Source organism: Mucilaginibacter sp. RCC_168, assembly GCF_041355315.1.
Classification (GTDB): domain Bacteria; phylum Bacteroidota; class Bacteroidia; order Sphingobacteriales; family Sphingobacteriaceae; genus Mucilaginibacter.
The window spans coordinates 1-12,762 of the sequence record NZ_JBFUPN010000005.1 but is presented as its reverse complement, the minus strand read 5'-3'; the positions used below and the strand labels follow the sequence as shown (position 1 = coordinate 12,762).

The 12,762-nt window shown below is 41.8% G+C and carries 15 protein-coding genes; 12 read left to right on the top strand and 3 right to left on the bottom strand.

Features of this window, described 5'->3' with window-relative positions; genetic code table 11:
• Positions 1 to 2 precede the first annotated feature (2 nt).
• The 8 genes from AB6735_RS05405 to atpG all read left to right on the top strand — a co-directional run bounded on the left by AB6735_RS05405 (position 3) and on the right by atpG (position 5,895).
• Entirely contained in the window at positions 3 to 233 is a 231-nt protein-coding gene (locus AB6735_RS05405) for an AtpZ/AtpI family protein (protein WP_370994831.1), read from the top strand.
• On the top strand, positions 230 to 616 hold the full coding sequence (locus AB6735_RS05400) for a hypothetical protein (RefSeq protein ID WP_370994830.1): 387 nt from the start codon (positions 230 to 232) through the stop codon (positions 614 to 616). Before AB6735_RS05405 ends, AB6735_RS05400 begins: the two co-directional genes overlap by 4 nt.
• Positions 617 to 648: 32 nt before the next feature.
• Entirely contained in the window at positions 649 to 1,719 is a 1,071-nt protein-coding gene (atpB, locus tag AB6735_RS05395; RefSeq protein ID WP_370994829.1) for a F0F1 ATP synthase subunit A, read from the top strand.
• Positions 1,720 to 1,764: 45 nt separating this feature from the next.
• A complete protein-coding gene (gene atpE, locus AB6735_RS05390; RefSeq protein ID WP_370995043.1) occupies positions 1,765 to 2,007 on the top strand; it encodes an ATP synthase F0 subunit C in 243 nt (80 codons plus the stop codon).
• Positions 2,008 to 2,088: 81 nt separating this feature from the next.
• Entirely contained in the window at positions 2,089 to 2,580 is a 492-nt protein-coding gene (locus AB6735_RS05385; RefSeq protein WP_370994828.1) for a F0F1 ATP synthase subunit B, read from the top strand.
• 130 nt (positions 2,581 to 2,710) lie between these two features.
• The gene (gene atpH / locus AB6735_RS05380; RefSeq protein ID WP_370994827.1) at positions 2,711 to 3,256 is read left to right on the top strand and encodes an ATP synthase F1 subunit delta; all 546 of its coding nucleotides are present in this window, start codon (positions 2,711 to 2,713) and stop codon (positions 3,254 to 3,256) included.
• A 34-nt stretch (positions 3,257 to 3,290) separates the two neighbouring features.
• Positions 3,291 to 4,865, top strand: a complete 1,575-nt coding sequence (gene atpA, locus AB6735_RS05375) for a F0F1 ATP synthase subunit alpha (protein WP_370994826.1) — start codon at positions 3,291 to 3,293, stop codon at positions 4,863 to 4,865.
• Between the two features lie 145 nt (positions 4,866 to 5,010).
• Positions 5,011 to 5,895: an ATP synthase F1 subunit gamma gene (atpG, locus tag AB6735_RS05370; RefSeq protein WP_370994825.1), complete on the top strand. Its 885-nt coding sequence runs from the start codon at positions 5,011 to 5,013 to the stop codon at positions 5,893 to 5,895.
• An 80-nt stretch (positions 5,896 to 5,975) separates the two neighbouring features.
• On the opposite strand, the gene AB6735_RS05365 is transcribed toward atpG, so the two are convergent.
• On the bottom strand, positions 5,976 to 6,365 hold the full coding sequence (locus AB6735_RS05365; RefSeq protein WP_370994824.1) for a DoxX family protein: 390 nt from the start codon (positions 6,363 to 6,365) through the stop codon (positions 5,976 to 5,978).
• A 2-nt stretch (positions 6,366 to 6,367) separates the two neighbouring features.
• On the bottom strand, positions 6,368 to 6,802 hold the full coding sequence (locus AB6735_RS05360; protein WP_370994823.1) for a VOC family protein: 435 nt from the start codon (positions 6,800 to 6,802) through the stop codon (positions 6,368 to 6,370).
• Positions 6,803 to 6,911: 109 nt separating this feature from the next.
• Here AB6735_RS05360 and AB6735_RS05355 point away from each other — a divergent pair, with 109 nt between their 5' ends.
• From AB6735_RS05355 to AB6735_RS05340, 4 genes are all read left to right on the top strand, one after another.
• Complete coding sequence (locus AB6735_RS05355) at positions 6,912 to 7,892, top strand: GlxA family transcriptional regulator (protein ID WP_370994822.1); 981 nt, start codon at positions 6,912 to 6,914, stop codon at positions 7,890 to 7,892.
• Between the two features lie 109 nt (positions 7,893 to 8,001).
• Positions 8,002 to 9,729, top strand: coding sequence for a glycosyltransferase family 39 protein (locus tag AB6735_RS05350; RefSeq protein ID WP_370994820.1), 1,728 nt, complete (start codon positions 8,002 to 8,004; stop codon positions 9,727 to 9,729).
• An 11-nt stretch (positions 9,730 to 9,740) separates the two neighbouring features.
• On the top strand, positions 9,741 to 10,769 hold the full coding sequence (locus AB6735_RS05345; RefSeq protein ID WP_370994819.1) for a hypothetical protein: 1,029 nt from the start codon (positions 9,741 to 9,743) through the stop codon (positions 10,767 to 10,769).
• A 56-nt stretch (positions 10,770 to 10,825) separates the two neighbouring features.
• Positions 10,826 to 11,551 (top strand): DUF2490 domain-containing protein, encoded by a 726-nt coding sequence (locus tag AB6735_RS05340; RefSeq protein ID WP_370994818.1) that lies wholly within the window; start codon positions 10,826 to 10,828, stop codon positions 11,549 to 11,551.
• Between the two features lie 128 nt (positions 11,552 to 11,679).
• On the opposite strand, the gene AB6735_RS05335 is transcribed toward AB6735_RS05340, so the two are convergent.
• Entirely contained in the window at positions 11,680 to 12,417 is a 738-nt protein-coding gene (locus AB6735_RS05335; RefSeq protein WP_370994817.1) for a head GIN domain-containing protein, read from the bottom strand.
• Positions 12,418 to 12,762: the final 345 nt, after the last annotated feature.

Sequence of the window (12,762 nt, the reverse complement as noted above, 5' to 3'; positions counted from 1 at the left end):
ACATGCCAAAAAAAGAACAGGACGACGAATCTGAAAATAGAGAAGAAGTAAACAGCATTGCTAAATTTAGCGGTATTGCTTTTCAGATGCTGGTTATTATTGCCCTGTTTGCTTTTGCAGGCTATAAAATTGACGCGGCTATGGCTAACCAAATAAAATGGGTAACAGCTGTACTGTCGCTTATTGGAGTATTTATTGCATTATATATTGTTATCAAATCTGTGAAAAGTTGAAGCTGCTTCCTAATATAATATCCTTTTTGTTTTTTATAGTGATTATAGCTATACCGCCGTTGTTGCTAAGTTATACGGGTTATGCCAACTGGTTAGATAATAAATTTTGGCTGCTGTTTTTTTTCATCACTGGACTCACCTTTTTAACTGTAATTTCCATTGTAATTGTAGGGCAAATTAACCAGGAATTGTATGCGCAAGCCTTTTTAGCGGCTACAACGGTTAAAATATTGGCCTGCTTGTTTTTCGTGCTTATTTTTTTAAAGAAAAACAGCGTAAACAGGTATGTTTTCATGGCCGATTTTTTTTACATATATTTCTTAAATATGGCCTTTGAAATTTATGGTTTGTTACGTAACTTGCGCAACCAAAAAATAAGGTAGAAAACTTCATTTAGATGAATAATAGCTCGATTTTGAACTCAAAAATATTTAAACCATTACTGATTTCCGCGCTTTTTTTGCTGCTTTGTGTTAAGTCAACATTATCTTTTTCGCAGGAAAAGGCTTCTGAAGGCACCGAGAAAGCTTTTGATCCGAAAGAAGCGATCTTTGAACACATAGGCGATTCGCACTCATGGCCGGTAGCAATACCATTACTTGGCGAGCACTTCATCTCGTTGCCTGTTATTCTTTATACTGACAAAGGTCTGGACATATTTTCATCAGGTGATTTAATGCCTAAAGAAGAAAGTAAAGAATTGCCCGTTTATAAAGGGAAGTACTACAGCTACAAACTTGAAGGAAATAAAATAGTGGCTGTAGCTGATAATGGTGAAGTTAATAATAGCGCTAAGATATATGATCTTTCAATAACCCGTAATGTGGTTAGCATGTGGGTGGGTATGATCATTTTGTTGATTTTGTTTTTTACCATCTCATCAAGCTATAAAAAGCGAGCTGGAAAAGCGCCTAAGGGCCTCCAGGCATTATTAGAGCCTATTATCCTTTTTGTAAGGGATGATGTGGCTATCCCTAATATTGGCGTAAAGTATGCCAGGTACATGTCATTGCTGCTTACCATATTTTTCTTTATCCTTATTAATAATTTATTAGGCCTGGTGCCGGTCTTTCCGGGGGGCTTTAACTTAACGGGGAATATTTCGGTAACATTTGTACTTGCGGCCATTGTTTTAGTAGTAATTACCTTTAGCGGTAACAGATATTACTGGAAACACATATTTGCACCTGATATCCCTTTTTGGTTGTATATTATCATGGTTCCTGTTGAGGTAATCGGTATATTTTCAAAGCCCATCGCTTTAATGATTCGTTTATTTGCCAATATTACTGCAGGACACATTGTGGCGTTGAGCTTAATATCGCTAATATTTATACTAAAGTCTATTTGGGTGGCGCCTGCTTCTGTTGCATTTGTTGTATTTATGGACGTGCTGGAGCTATTGGTTGCATTTTTACAGGCATACATTTTTACAATGCTCTCTGCGCTGTTCATCGGTATGGCAGTTGAGGAGCATCATCATTAATATTAATTAATTATCTTATATATAAATCAACAAACAATGATTGGAATGATCGGAACCATTGCTCAGGCTGTAGCCGCAGCAGGAGTAGTAGGTAAAATTGGAACAATTGGTGCAGGTTTAGCCGTAATTGGCGCTGGTATCGGTATTGGCCAGATTGGTGGTAAAGCCGTTGAAGGTATTGCCCGTCAACCAGAAGCTGCTTCAAAAATTCAAACTAACATGATCATCGCAGCAGCCCTTGTAGAAGGTGTTGCATTATTTGCGGTGGTTGTAGCCTTCCTTGGCTAAGAAAAATTAAGAATATATCCCGGAGCGATTGGCTCCGGGCATATTCTTTTAAGTATTTAAGGATATTAATAATTATATATTATGGAATTAGTTACACCTGCAATAGGTTTGGTTTTTTGGACTACGGTATCTTTCTTTATTCTGCTGTTTATATTAAGAAGGTTTGCCTGGAAACCTATTTTAGGCGCTCTTAATGATCGTGAACGCTTTATTGAAGATTCATTGTCAAAAGCCGAAGCCGCTAAAGATGAGATGGCCCGTTTAACTAACGAGAATGAGTCGTTACTGAAACAAGCCCGTGCCGAGCGCGACCAGATCCTGTCTGAAGCCCGCAAAGTAAAAGAACAAATGATAGCTGATGCCAAAGAGCTTGCCCACAAAGAAGGTGCACGCATGATTGAACTGGCCCGTGTGGAAATCAACAACCAGAAATCAATAGCTATGGCTGATGTTAAAAATCAGGTAGCTACCCTGTCATTACAAATTGCCGAAAAAGTATTACGCAAGCAATTTGAAGATCATCAGAAACAAGACGAACTGGTGAGCCAACTATTAAAAGAAGTTAAATTGTAAATAATTTCGGATTTCGGAATTGTGATTTCGGATTTTTGAAATTGTTATAATTTATATAAAGAGCGAATTTGAATTTATCCATCGGGCAAAAATCCGAAATCGAAAATCCCAATTCCCAAATAAAAAAGATATGTCAGAATTAACAGTAGGAACCAGGTACGCCAAATCACTAATTGACCTTGCGCAGGAACAAGATATTGTTGACGCCATCAAGGCCGATATGGATCTGTTTTTGCATACCCTTAAGGCAAATCCTGAACTTAAAGCTGTTTTAAGTAACCCGATCATCGCCCACATCAAAAAGATAAAAATACTGGATGAAGTGTTTGCTGGTAAGGTGAACAAGGTTACTATCGCATTTTTTAAATTGATGGTTAACAAAGGTCGTGGTGAGGTATTATACGCTACCGCGCTTGAATACATTAACCAGTATAACATCAAAAGGCATATCACCAAAGCAAAAGTTGCTTCGGCTACAGAGCTTTCTGCAGCCAACAAACAAACACTGGTTGCCGAATTACAAAAGGCAATTGGTGGTACTGTTGAACTGGAAGCTAAGGTTGACTCATCATTAATTGGTGGTTTTGTATTAACGGTGGGCGACAGGCAGGTAGATACCAGCATTGCTGCCAGCCTGAAGAAATTAAAGAAAGAATTTGCCGAACAGGCAGTTTAATATTAACACTAAAACTCTAAATAAATTTTAAACAATGGTAGAGGTAAGACCAGACGAAGTATCGGCAATTTTGCGTCAGCAATTGGCAGGCTTCAAGTCAGAATCTGAATTAGAAGAAGTGGGTACTGTACTCCAGGTGGGTGACGGTATTGCACGCGTTTATGGATTGACAAAAGTACAATCAGGAGAGCTTGTAGAATTTGGCACAGGATTGCAAGGTATCGTACTTAACCTTGAAGAAGATAACGTAGGTGTGGTATTGTTAGGTAAATCTGACGATATTAAAGAAGGTGATACCGTAAAACGTACCAACCGTATCGCGTCTATCAACGTAGGTGAAGGTATGCTTGGTCGTGTTGTGGATACCTTGGGTAACCCAATTGACGGTAAAGGCCCTATCAGTGGTCAAACCTATGAAATGCCTTTGGAGCGTAAAGCGCCAGGTGTAATCTATCGTCAGCCGGTAACTGAGCCTCTGCAAACCGGTATCAAAGCTATCGACGCGATGATCCCTATCGGCCGCGGACAACGTGAGCTGGTAATCGGTGACCGCCAGACCGGTAAAACTGCCGTTTGTATCGATACCATCATCAACCAAAAAGAATTTTATGATGCCGGACAGCCGGTTATCTGCATATATGTAGCTTGCGGTCAAAAAGCAAGTACAGTAGCAAACATTGTACGTACACTGGAAGAAAATGGTGCTATGCCATACTCTATCATTGTAGCTGCAAACGCTTCAGATTCTGCAACCATGCAGTTCTTTGCTCCGTTTGCGGGTGCCGCTATCGGCGAGTACTTCCGTGATACCGGAAGGCCAGCTTTGATCATCTATGATGATTTGTCAAAACAAGCTGTTGCTTACCGTGAGGTATCATTGTTATTACGTCGTCCACCGGGCCGTGAGGCTTATCCAGGTGACGTGTTTTACCTGCACAGCCGTTTATTAGAGCGTGCCGCTAAGATCAACGCGAATGATTCTATCGCGCAGCAAATGAACGATCTTCCCGAGTCTATAAGGGGTATTGTGAAAGGTGGTGGTTCATTAACCGCTTTGCCTATCATCGAAACACAAGCTGGTGACGTATCTGCTTATATCCCAACCAACGTAATCTCTATTACCGATGGTCAGATATTCCTGGAATCAAATCTGTTTAACGCGGGTGTTCGTCCGGCCATTAACGTAGGTATCTCGGTATCACGTGTGGGTGGTAACGCGCAGATCAAATCCATGAAAAAAGTAGCTGGTACCTTGAAACTGGATCAGGCTCAATACCGCGAATTGGAAGCATTCTCCAAATTCGGTTCGGATCTTGATGCTTCCACCAAAACTGTATTAGACAAAGGTATCCGTAACGTAGAGATATTGAAGCAAGGTCAGTTTGCTCCGGTAACTGTTGAAAAACAAGTAGCTATTATATACTTAGGTACTAAAAACCTGATGCGTAATGTGCCTGTAAAAGATATCAGGAAGTTTGAAGTTGAATTTACCAGCCAGTTAGAGGCCCGTCACCCAGAGGTTTTAGCTGCCCTTAAAGCAGGTAAATTCGACGACCAGATCACCGGCGCATTAGAAACTGTAGCCAAAGAACTGGCAGCAAGATATTAATTTTAGATATGAGATATTAGATTTGAGATATGAGACAATGGCTTATATCTTAAATCTTTAAAAAAAGCAATAGAAATGAGTAGTGGAGGAAAGAGAAAATGAGTAAGTCTCATATCTCACATCTCACATCTCACATCTCAACAAAATGGCTAATTTAAAAGAAGTAAGAAACAGGATAACATCTGTATCATCAACCCAGCAGATCACCAAGGCTATGAAAATGGTTTCGGCGGCTAAGTTGAAGCGTGCTACAAATGCTATTGTACAATTGCGCCCTTATGCCAATAAGCTAAAAGAGCTGCTGGCTAATTTATCTGCAAGTTTAGAGGATGGTTCATCACCTTATTTGCAGGAGCGCGAGCCCGTGCGTGTATTGGTGGTTGTAGTAACTTCAAACCGTGGTTTGGCTGGTGCTTTTAATGCCAACGCAATTAAAACAGCTAACAACCTTATTGCCGAAAAATATACCAAGCAATTACAGGCCGGTAATGTTTCGATAGTGGCTATCGGTAAAAAAAGCCAGGAGTATTACGAGCGACGGAAGTACAATGTAATTGGTAACAATAACGATCTGTACAATGAACTTAACTTCGAAAATACTTCCAAAATTACCGAGAGCATTATGGAAGGTTTTGTTAATGGTAAGTTTGACCGTGTGGAGCTGGTGTATAACCACTTCCGTAATGCAGCTGTACAATATTTAATTGCCGAACAATTGTTACCAGTGCCAAAACCCGAAAAAACGGATGAGGTAAAAACAGCTAATGTTGATTACATCCTGGAGCCTTCGCAAGAAGAAATTGTGGAGCAGCTGATACCTAAAAATATCAAGATCCAGTTATACCGTGCTGTGCTGGATTCAAACGCGTCTGAACATGGGGCCCGTATGACAGCCATGGATAAGGCTACCGAAAACGCAGGCGAATTGTTAAAAGCCCTTAAGCTTTCATACAACCAGGCCCGTCAGGCAGCCATTACCACCGAGCTTACCGAAATTGTGAGCGGTGCCGCGGCTTTATCTGCACAATAACAATTTATAAAAGAGTTTATAGTAAAAAGGCCTTCTTATTTAAGAAGGCCTTTTTTGTGTTCACTTTTTTTCTGACCGGTTTAGCTTTCGACAAACACACGATTACCTATGTCTGATCTTTTATGATAAAATATATAGGACCCCGCCAACAGTAAAACAGGCAGGATGATAAAGATCAAAGCCGGCAAAGGTCGACCAAGGACGATGTTGGAATACAAGGCGCCCAGTATGTCGAAAGCTATGCCGGCATAGGCCCACTCTTTTAACCGTGGATAGCCAGGAATAAGGATCACTGCGAAAGCCAGGAGCCTGGCAATACCCAGGAAAGGCACCAGGTAAGCAGGATATCCAAGCCCGGTAACTATCTTAACCGAATCGGGGTACGAAATCGCGTCGAATACGGAACCCACACCTACAACAGCGAGCAATATACCTGTACAGATCCAGTACAATATATTTATCCTTTTCATGATTATTTACTGTTTTGTTTCAGGTCATAATTGAGCATCCATTGTATGCCGAACCTATCGCAGCACATACCGCAATAGGCACCCCAAAAAGTTTTGTTAAGTGGCATTTCTATTTTACCGCCTGCTGACAGGCCATTGAACAGCTTGTCGGTTTCGGCCTCGCTTTCGGTATTTACACAGATATAAAAATTGTTGCCGATAGTTAAGGTTTGCCCCATGGATTCAAGTGTGTCGGTAGCCATCAGGTTGTTATGTTTGCCCATGGGGAGCGACGAGTACATGACCTTTCCCTGATCCTGCTTTGGCATCCGCTCAAAACCCGGACTTTCGTTAAAACGCTGAAAACCTGCAAATTCTACACCGAATATAGATTGGTAAAAGTTCATGGCCTCTTCGGTATTACCCATGAAATTTAAATAAGGATTAATGCTGATCATGATGATTGTTGTTTTGTTAAAACAAAGGTAAACGCAATATCTTTTATGCGTGATGTGCTAATACGACAATGTTAGGTAGGGTATTGCGACAAAATGGTATATTTAGTTCATGATCAGTATAGCCATTTTAACACTTAAAAATGCGGTGATGGCATCCATTGCCGATACTGCTTATGTATTTGCTACTGTTAACGAACTGCTGGAAAAATTGGGGCAGCCGCCTTTGTTTGAGGTGAAACTGCTAGGGACAGATAAGGAAGTACAATTAAGCAATGGCATTTTCTCTGTTAAGCCGGATGTGATCATGGATGACCTACCGAAAACAGATCTCATCATTATCCCTTCCATGATGGGCGACGCTATTGCCGCCGCTTATGTAAACAAAGATTATGCCTCCTGGATAATTGATCAATATAAACAAGGTGCCGAAGTGGCCAGTTTATGTACCGGCGCCTTTCTGCTGGCTTTTACAGGCTTGCTGCGCGACAGGCAATGCACAACACACTGGGCGTATGCCAACGAATTCAGATATTATTATCCGGATGTAACCCTGGTTGACGAAAAGGTGATCACCCATCAGCATGGTTTGTATTCAAGCGGTGGTAATAATGCCTATTGGAACCTGCTGTTGTATCTGGTCGAAAAATATACCAGCCGCGAAATAGCTATTCACACAGCTAAATTTTTTGTGATCGATATCGACCGCAGGTACCAATCGCCCTTTATTATTTTTAACGGCCAAAAGAATCATGAGGATGACACCATCCTGAGATCACAGGAATTTATTGAACAGAATTATAAAGGAAAGTTAACTGTCGACCAGATAGCGGATGTTCTTAATGTCAGTCGCCGCACGTTTGAGCGCCGGTTTAAAAAGGCCACCAGGAGCACTGTGGTTGAGTATATCCAGCGTGTCAAGATCGAAGCTACCAAGAAGCTGCTGGAAACCGGTAAGCGGTCGATCAATGAAGTGATGTATCATGTGGGATATTCAGACATGAAAACTTTCCGGGATATTTTTAAAAAGATCACCGGTATGACCCCAAACGACTACCGGATCAAGTATAACAAGGAAGCGGCTGTTTTATAAGTGAGGTTAAATGATGAAGATTAGATGTATTTTACTTAACCATGATTACTAACATTTTAACGCTTATATCTTTTATCATACCTTTGCCCATTCAATTTTCAGGATATTAATGCAGCAAAGCAACTTAAATAACACGCAGGCCACGATGAACTATAATCGCCCCGTTATTTATTTTTTGTTGCTTTGGACGGTATTGAATGTACTGCAAGCCGGCACCCTGGAGATACACGCCGACGAGGCCTACTACTGGATGTACTCGCGGTTTTTGGATTGGGGTTATTATGACCACCCACCCATGGTGGCCCTGTTCATCAAAGCCGGCTATAGTCTGATACATAATGAATTTGGCTTGCGGTTGTTCACTGTGCTCAGCAGTTCGGTGTCATTATACCTGATATGGCTGATGCTAAAAAAATACCAGGTAAATGCCAAAGCCTTTATCCTGGTGATACCGGGGATATTTGTTTTCCATATCTACGGTTTTACCACTACACCTGATGCGCCGCTGTTATTATTTACTACCTTATTTTTCTTTTTCTACCAACGGTATGCCGAAAGGGATAGCTGGCCGCTTGCGCTCATACTCGCCCTGGTTGTTGCGGGTTTGCTTTATAGTAAGTATCATGGTATTTTAGTTGTAGGATTTACGCTGCTCTCCAATCTGAAGTTATTAAAGCGCCCATCGTTTTGGGGTATTGTAGTGTTAGCTGTGGCTTTTTATACACCACATATTTTGTGGCAGATAAATCACGATTATCCGTCTATCAAATACCATCTTTCCGAACGTTCGGCCGAAACTTATGATTTTTCCTACTCCTACCTGTACCCCTTGGGCCAACTGGTTATGGCCGGGCCGCTAATAGGCTGGTTTTTGTTTTATAAAAGCTTTACCGTACGTATCAAGGATACCTTTATGCGCACATTGCTGGTAAATAGCATTGGCATATTGATTTTCTTTTTCCTCACCTCATTTAAAGGCGAGGTGCAGTTGCACTGGACGCTTATTGTATATGTGCCTTTAGCTATGCTGGTACTTATTCACTTTGCGCAAAGCGGTTGGCCTGCATGGTTTAGTCGCCTGGCGATAGTCAATATAGTTTTGATCGTAACGCTTAGGTTGTTGATTGTATGGGGACCCTCATTTATGATGGAAGTTGGGGCCATCAGAAGCTTTTTCGGTTTTAAGAACTGGGCCAAAACAGTACATGATAAGGCGGGCGATAATTATGTGATATTTAGTGAGGGCTTTCAAAATCCATCAAAATATAATTTTTATAACAATACCGTTAAGGGGCTTAATTACGATACGCGTTATTACCGCCGTACCCAATATGATATATGGCCCATTGACGATAGTATACAGCGTAAGAAGGCTTACCTGGTGATGGAAGATCGCATACCGGGGGTAACTCCCGATACTATTAAAACACCAGTTGGCAACTGGTATGCCGGTTGGGTAAATAATGTGCGTACCTATCAGAAAATTGATTTCAAGCCTTTATCTTATAAAGTGACTGCATCACCGGGGCAAAAACTCACCTTTGACCTTTCATTCAAAAACACCTATAGCTTTCCCATTAATTTTGGAAATACGCCCGATGAGTCGCCTGTTTATTTTGAGGCTTGCTTTTTTGAAAATTCATCAGATCTGGTAAATACGCAGAAGGCCGACGACAGCTTTTATCATATTGCTTTACAGCCAGGGCAAACCACACAATATAAATTTACACTTACAGCGCCCGCAAAAAAGGGACGCTATGATCTGCTGTTTTCGTTACGCACCGAGCCCTTTGCTGGAGGACGAAACAGCGGTATTATCAATTTTACAGTTAAATAATACATCACCCCATGCTTAAAAAATTATACTTATTTGCAATCATTATCTTCATAAGCAGTACTGCTGCTTTGGCACAAAATAGCCTTGACATCCATTTTAATGGAATGGGCTTTCTGGACAACCGGGAGTATAAACCTTTTACAGAAAGGTCACATACCTACTCCGGTGTGCGTACCGAACTTGATCTGGGTTTGAATATCGATAGCGTGCATCATTTTGTTGTAGGTGCCAATGCCTTGCATGATTTTGGAGCACAGCCTTATTTTGCAAAGGTTAATCCCGTGGCTTATTACAGCTATACCGGCAAAAGCTGGCTGTTTAACGCCGGTGCTTTCCCGCGCGAGGGTCTACTTGACGATTACCCGCGTGCCTTGCTGAACGATACGCTGCGTTACTACCGCCCCAACGTTGAAGGTTTACTGGCGCGTTACCATAATGAGCACTTTACCGAAACCGGCTGGATTGACTGGGTGAGTCATCAAACCGATACCCAGCGCGAGGAGTTTTTGTTTGGTTTTTCGGGTAAGTACCGCCCATCACTTTTTGGCCCTTTTTATGTGTCGCATTACTTTTTGCTGTTGCATGATGCTGGACCGGGTGTGCCTATTCCTAACGATCATATCCAGGACAACGGTGGGGGGCAAATCCGTTTAGGTCTAGACTTCAGTCATAAAACCTTTTTAGATTCGTTATCAGTAGAGGCAGGCGGCATGATGTCATTTGAACGCACCCGTGGTGTTGATGGTTTTCAAAAACCGGCGGGCTTTATAGCAAACGCTTATTTTAGCTGGCACAAGTTTGCTTTGTATGATGAATTTTATAAAGGCCAGGGCAGCCATATCATATACGGCGATTCGTTTTATCAGTTTAAAACTTATAACCGTTTGGATCTTATTTATACGCCGTTTTTATTTAACAGGATAAAAGGGCAGTTTATTTTAAGCTTCCACCAGGTACCGGGATATCAGATGAGTAACCAGGAAGCCTTTAGAGTAACGTTTGACCTGGGCCGGAAAACCCTGCTCAAGTTCAAGGATTAAAAAGAAAGAAATTAACCTTAATCGCGTATCAAGTTTTAAAACAAATCACATATACTATGCAATTAAAACACAAACTACTGGTTCTTTTTGTGTTCCTGTTTATAGCTCCTGCAAGGCTATTGGCACAAGAGAATCAATTTTCGGGTTGGGCGGCCTGGTTTCACAGCCAACGTCTGTCTGAACACTGGGGCTATTCGTTCGACGGGCAATTCCGCTCACATGATGACCTGAGCTATTTAAAACACATCCTGCTCCGTCCATCGGCAAATTATTACTTTGCCAATAACAAAATTGCGGCGCTGGGTTATGCCTATATCGCCACCAATGGCCGTAGTGCCAATGGCGACAAAACCTTTAGGCCTGAGCACCGGATATGGCAGCAGTATACTTACTCGCACAAGCTGGGTAAACACATTGCCATAGCACACCGTTTCCGTTTAGAGCAACGCTTTTTAGGGAAAACCGCCAATAATAAAAATGACGATTACTTTGCCCAGCGTTTCCGGTATTTTGTACGGGGTGTAATTCCATTTAAGAATGATTCGGCAGTATTTACCAAAGGCCCTTTCCTGGCCCTGCAAAATGAAGCCTTTGTTAATGTTCAAAACAAAAACCGGGTGAACAAACACTTCTTTGATCAAAACCGTGCCTATGTTGCGCTGGGTTACCGCGTGAGCAAAATGTTTGATGTAGAAGCCGGTTACCTTAACCAATACATTAACCTGGCCGAAAGCTATACGCTAAACCACGTAGCCCAACTGGCTTTTTATACGAGGTTTTAATTGTGAGTAAGGATTTTTGGAACAAGGAGCAAAGATAAGTGAGGTGCTACCATCGTTATATAAAGCCGAATGAGGACTAAGTTATCTTGTCCTCATTCCAAAAATCCTTGCTCCTTGTTCCCTTTTGTTTACAGCCTGCTGATATCGCCGCTGCCTGCCTTGGAGCTGCTGATGTTTTTGGCGCCGCCGGTATAGTGAATATCGCCAGAGCCGCTTACAGATGCTTCTACTTTATTGCTGGCATTTACAGTTGCATCGCCACTGCCTGCTACACGTACCGCGGTATTCACGGTTACCAGGTCGCGGGCTTTAAAATCACCAGAGCCAACTACGCTTACACTTGAGTCATCGGCACGGCCCGATAGGCTCATATCGCCGGAACCAGAGATCTTGCTTTCCAGTTTTTTTACATTTACTTTGCCTAACATATCGCCTGAACCGGTGACGTTTAATCTTAAGGAGTTAGTGCTGATACCATCTTTAAAAAAGATATCGCCAGAACCGGTTACCGAAACGCCATTCAGATCCTTCGCGGTCACATAGATCACCATTTTCCTGTTTCCAAAGCCCCAGTTATTCCAGTTGGAATCTTTCTTACTGTGTATTTTTAATACGCCATCCTGTACTTCGGTAACAATACGGTCAATAACATTAGATGGTGCTTCTACCTTTACCGATTCTGTTGACCCCTGGGTAATATAAACATCAAAAGAGCCCGCCAGGTCAATAGCGTGGAAGCCTGATAAATGACGATCCTGCGTGCTTTGTTGTATGGTTTTAACAGTAGTAACAGGTGCAGCGTAAGTATAGCCGGTAGTGCCTGTTGCTAAAGCTGCAAGTAGTAATAGTTTGGTTAGTGATTTCATGGTTAATGTTAATTATTTGTTTATAAGACGCAATACGCGCCGATAGGTTGCACTGTTTTTGAAATAAAGTTAGTTATTAGTTGTTGAATGAATGTTTGATTGAGTTGGATTATGTCCCTTAAGGTCTCTCGCAGAGGATCCGGAAATGGTCCATGTAAACCCAATTTTAACCTAGTCTTGCGCTCGTTTGCAACGAGTGCTTAACATGGGTTTGCGTTTAAAACGCAAGAGCGATGCAATCGCCTCTCCACAATAAGCACTCGTTGCAAACCACAGGTGTTGGGAAGACGAATGGATAACCTTAACTTTAGGGGTATATGCGAGTACCCGACTTGTTGAAGTTGA

Coding starts and splice junctions, on each gene's coding strand:
- AB6735_RS05405 (WP_370994831.1), top strand. CDS start 3: ATGCCAAAAAAAGAACAGGACGACGAATCTGAAAATAGAGAAGAAGTA.
- atpE (WP_370995043.1), top strand. CDS start 1,765: ATGATCGGAACCATTGCTCAGGCTGTAGCCGCAGCAGGAGTAGTAGGT.
- AB6735_RS05385 (WP_370994828.1), top strand. CDS start 2,089: ATGGAATTAGTTACACCTGCAATAGGTTTGGTTTTTTGGACTACGGTA.
- atpH (WP_370994827.1), top strand. CDS start 2,711: ATGTCAGAATTAACAGTAGGAACCAGGTACGCCAAATCACTAATTGAC.
- atpA (WP_370994826.1), top strand. CDS start 3,291: ATGGTAGAGGTAAGACCAGACGAAGTATCGGCAATTTTGCGTCAGCAA.
- atpG (WP_370994825.1), top strand. CDS start 5,011: ATGGCTAATTTAAAAGAAGTAAGAAACAGGATAACATCTGTATCATCA.
- AB6735_RS05365 (WP_370994824.1), bottom strand. CDS start 6,365: ATGAAAAGGATAAATATATTGTACTGGATCTGTACAGGTATATTGCTC.
- AB6735_RS05360 (WP_370994823.1), bottom strand. CDS start 6,802: ATGATCAGCATTAATCCTTATTTAAATTTCATGGGTAATACCGAAGAG.
- AB6735_RS05355 (WP_370994822.1), top strand. CDS start 6,912: ATGATCAGTATAGCCATTTTAACACTTAAAAATGCGGTGATGGCATCC.
- AB6735_RS05350 (WP_370994820.1), top strand. CDS start 8,002: ATGCAGCAAAGCAACTTAAATAACACGCAGGCCACGATGAACTATAAT.
- AB6735_RS05345 (WP_370994819.1), top strand. CDS start 9,741: ATGCTTAAAAAATTATACTTATTTGCAATCATTATCTTCATAAGCAGT.
- AB6735_RS05340 (WP_370994818.1), top strand. CDS start 10,826: ATGCAATTAAAACACAAACTACTGGTTCTTTTTGTGTTCCTGTTTATA.
- AB6735_RS05335 (WP_370994817.1), bottom strand. CDS start 12,417: ATGAAATCACTAACCAAACTATTACTACTTGCAGCTTTAGCAACAGGC.